Here is a 3082-nt window from a genome sequence, read left to right on the forward strand (position 1 = left end):
ATAAATAATCTAATTGAATATTGAATAATAGTCTAATTAAATAAATAATCTAATTGAATATTGAATAATAGTCTAATTAAATAAATAATCTAATTAAATAATGAATAATATTCTTATTGAATAATAGTATAATTAAATAATCAATTAATATAATTTAATAATATAATCAAATGAAAAAAAATATTATTAATTAATCATAATATTAATTTTCTTTTACCCATTTGACTTTTCTTGGAACTCTTCCAAGCTTAATCATGTTTTTTTCACATTTACTACTACAGAAGAAGTATATGGATCCATCTTTTTTAACATACATTTTTCCAGTACCTTCTTCTATTTCTTCTTTACAAAATGAACAAGTTCTCATTATATTCACCTTTAGAATTTAAGTTAATTAAGAATACCTTATGTGAAGCATAAAGCCATAATCACTTAAGGAGTCTTAATCTCCTTAGCTTCTCTAATTGTGTCTAATAACATCAAAATATCTCCCTGTCTAACAGGACCCATGATATTTCGAGTTAATATCCTTCCCTTGTCTCTTCCATCGAGGATTCTGCATTTAACTTGCATTACCTCACCAGTCATTCCAGTTCTTTTTAAAACTTCAATGACTTCTGCTGGACTTCCTTCTTCCATATAATCACCTGTTAATATAATTAGAGCTAAAATTTCAAAAGAAAATATTTTTAAAAAAATTTATTCTTAGAAATTAATGCTCATTAAACAGACCGAAAAAAATAATTAGTTTTTAAGTTCTTCGACTTTTTCCACAATTTCTTTTACTAACTCTTCAGCTTCACCAGCGTCAACAATAGCTGCTGATGCAGTTCCAACATTTAAACCTGCTGCTCCACCAACTTCTTCTTTGGTAGATAAGTAAACATAAGGAATTTCTTTTTCTTCAGCAAGAACAGGAATATGTGCTACAATCTCTGCAGGATCAACATTTTCTGCAATTACAACTAATTCTGCATTTCCTCTTTCTATAAATTTGGTAACTTCGTTAGTTCCTTTAGCTACCTTTCCGGTATTTCTCGCGGTTTCTAATGCTTCTTCAGCTTTTTCAGCTATTTCTTGTGGGGTGTCAAATTTTACATAAATTGCTTTTGCCATATTATTTACCTCCTTTTTCATCTGGCATTTGCCATCCATCGGCAAACATCATAACTGCAGTTTTTAAAAAAACTTATAATAAGTACTATAATCATTTAAGCACTAAAATAATTTAATAACTACAATATTTTTCATAATAAAATTTGATTATAAAATAACAAATTAAATTATAACATAATATGTAGATTATCTGCTGTTATAATAAGTATATTATATTAAATATTTTATAATGTCTACAAAAAGAACTAAAATTGATTAAGAATATAAAATAAGCTAAAAATAGAATATTAATCAAATATTATTAGTATAATAATCGATTTTAGCTAAAACATCATTACACAATAGTCAAAAACTAATTGCATCAATTATAGCCCTAAAATCTCAAAAATTCAAATGACTGTTTATTAATAACAGAATTGAAACAATATCAATAAAAATATTAGTAAATATATTTAATGAAATTTAAAGTCTTGAGAATAGACTATAATAAATATATTTTCATTGCTTATAAAGTTTTTCAATTATGCATCTCTTTATTTAAAAATAGCTATTGATAAATCATATGAAGATTATTGTATTTAAATCATTTCATAAACATATCAAATTATAAATTTAAGTAAATATATTTCAATAATTCTTACATTGAAAAAAATAAATAATTATTATAAAAATATAATTCTATTAAAAAATATATATAAAAATATGATTCTATTAAAAAATTTATATAAAAAATAATTCTATATAAAAAATCTATATAAAAATATAATTCTATATAAAAAATAATTATATACCAAAATATTATTTTAAAAATATTATTTTAAAATTATTAAAATAAATATATGACTAAAACAAGCCAAAATAAAGAAATAAACCCCAATATAAGTAATTATACAATTAAAACAAGTAAAATAAGCATATAAACAAAAAAAGACAAAATAAAGAAACAAACAAAATAAAGAACAAAAGAAATAAAATAAAATAAAAAACAAATAAACAATTAAAATAGAAAATATCCATTTATATATTAATCATATATAATGGTAGTACTACATAAAAAAGTAGTACCATATAGTATTAATAGTTTTACTATAAAGCAAAACCATATAACACTCTATATTAATTAGCTACAAGTTTTGGTAGCCAATTTAATATCTTCTACTTTTACAGTTTTTCTACCAGCATGTCTTGCGAATCCAACAGCTTTAGCAGCAATATCATTTCCACATTCTTCTATTGCTTCAGCTAATGCCTCTTTAGCACCATCACTAACTCTGTCAGCGCCAGCATTTTTTAAGATTCTTCCGATAGGAGCAATTGGTAATTCCATATTTTCACCTCATAAATTTGTAATTATAACTGTATTTTTTATCATATATAAATATATTGGTTCTATGTAAGTAAATTTCAATATACACCAAACTTAGTCAATTTTATTTTATATTAAAGATTGCGATTTTTCATTATTGAATATCTAAACAAACCCACTTAATTAAATAAATTTAGATAAAATTTTAATAAAATAAGCTTGACTAATAGCCATAATAATTATGTTTTTAAAAAAATAGGAATAAAATTATAAAAATAAAGTTATTGAAAATTATCAATAACTTTTACATAGATTATAGAAAAATAACTAATCTAAAATAAAAATAAGAAAATAAAATAGTAATAAAATAATAATAAAATGAAAATAAGATGAAAATAAAATAATAAAATAAGAATAATAAAATAATAAAATAATAATGAAATGGAATAAAGAAATGAAAATAAAAAAAATGAAATAAAAAATGAAATAAAAAAATGGAAATAAAATAATAAAATAAGAATAATAAAATAATAAAATTTAAATAGAAAAATAAAAATTAGAAATACAATAAAAAAGATCTAAAAATAATAAATAAATAGCCATTAAAATAGCTAAAAAATATTTTAAAATAAATAGCTAAAAAATATTTTAAAATAAATA

General features: G+C 21.1%; 4 protein-coding genes. All 4 read right to left on the reverse strand.

Annotation, left to right across the window (positions count from 1 at the left end):
- Positions 1-202 precede the first annotated feature (202 nt).
- Complete coding sequence (locus Q0087_RS07305; protein ID WP_042703707.1) at positions 203-367, reverse strand: 50S ribosomal protein L24e; 165 nt, start codon at positions 365-367, stop codon at positions 203-205.
- Between the two features lie 65 nt (positions 368-432).
- Positions 433-639 carry a 30S ribosomal protein S28e gene (locus tag Q0087_RS07310; protein WP_042703705.1) on the reverse strand — a complete coding sequence of 69 codons (207 nt, stop codon included), beginning with the start codon at positions 637-639 and terminating at the stop codon, positions 433-435.
- 105 nt (positions 640-744) lie between these two features.
- The gene (rpl7ae, locus tag Q0087_RS07315; protein ID WP_297899035.1) at positions 745-1116 is read right to left on the reverse strand and encodes a 50S ribosomal protein L7Ae; all 372 of its coding nucleotides are present in this window, start codon (positions 1114-1116) and stop codon (positions 745-747) included.
- A 1120-nt stretch (positions 1117-2236) separates the two neighbouring features.
- The gene (locus Q0087_RS07320; RefSeq protein WP_042703701.1) at positions 2237-2443 is read right to left on the reverse strand and encodes a histone family protein; all 207 of its coding nucleotides are present in this window, start codon (positions 2441-2443) and stop codon (positions 2237-2239) included.
- Positions 2444-3082: the final 639 nt, after the last annotated feature.

Source organism: uncultured Methanobrevibacter sp. (assembly GCF_937881195.1).
Lineage (GTDB): Archaea > Methanobacteriota > Methanobacteria > Methanobacteriales > Methanobacteriaceae > Methanobinarius.

Excerpts from the sequence above, each read along its gene's own strand:
- Q0087_RS07305 (WP_042703707.1), bottom strand. The coding sequence starts at position 367 with ATGAGAACTTGTTCATTTTGTAAAGAAGAAATAGAAGAAGGTACTGGA.
- Q0087_RS07310 (WP_042703705.1), bottom strand. The coding sequence starts at position 639 with ATGGAAGAAGGAAGTCCAGCAGAAGTCATTGAAGTTTTAAAAAGAACT.
- rpl7ae (WP_297899035.1), bottom strand. The coding sequence starts at position 1,116 with ATGGCAAAAGCAATTTATGTAAAATTTGACACCCCACAAGAAATAGCT.
- Q0087_RS07320 (WP_042703701.1), bottom strand. The coding sequence starts at position 2,443 with ATGGAATTACCAATTGCTCCTATCGGAAGAATCTTAAAAAATGCTGGC.